The following is a 694-nucleotide window of genomic DNA, read 5'->3' as shown; positions in this document are numbered from 1 at the left end:
GCCGAAACGTTTGGTGGCGGGACCAGTGACGAAGGCTTGAGCGAGGGCGTGCAAGATTCCGAATACCGCAAGCGACAGGCCGATCATCGTCGCGCTCCAGCGAAAGCGGTCCTCGCCGAAAATGACCCAGAGCGCTGCCGGCACCTGTCCTACGAGTTGCATGATAAAGAAGACAGTCATAAGTGCGGCGACGATAGTCATGCCCCGCGCCCACCGGAAGGAGCTGACTGGGTTGAAGGCTCTCAAGGGCATCGGTCGAGATCCCGGTGCCTAATGAGTGAGCTAACTTACATTAATTGCGTTGCGCTCACTGCCCGCTTTCCAGTCGGGAAACCTGTCGTGCCAGCTGCATTAATGAATCGGCCAACGCGCGGGGAGAGGCGGTTTGCGTATTGGGCGCCAGGGTGGTTTTTCTTTTCACCAGTGAGACGGGCAACAGCTGATTGCCCTTCACCGCCTGGCCCTGAGAGAGTTGCAGCAAGCGGTCCACGCTGGTTTGCCCCAGCAGGCGAAAATCCTGTTTGATGGTGGTTAACGGCGGGATATAACATGAGCTGTCTTCGGTATCGTCGTATCCCACTACCGAGATATCCGCACCAACGCGCAGCCCGGACTCGGTAATGGCGCGCATTGCGCCCAGCGCCATCTGATCGTTGGCAACCAGCATCGCAGTGGGAACGATGCCCTCATTCAG

General features: G+C 58.4%; 2 pseudogenes. Both read right to left on the bottom strand.

The features are described from left to right. Positions 1-258, bottom strand: a pseudogene (locus ACXIZN_RS43235) (hypothetical protein); the annotation flags it as partial. A 49-nt stretch (positions 259-307) separates the two neighbouring features. After that, positions 308-694 (bottom strand): annotated as a pseudogene (gene lacI, locus ACXIZN_RS43230) (DNA-binding transcriptional repressor LacI); the annotation flags it as partial.

It is taken from the genome of Amycolatopsis sp. TRM77291, assembly GCF_054166285.1.
Note: the sequence above shows the minus strand (reverse complement) of the source record. Positions and strands in the feature narration are given on the sequence as shown.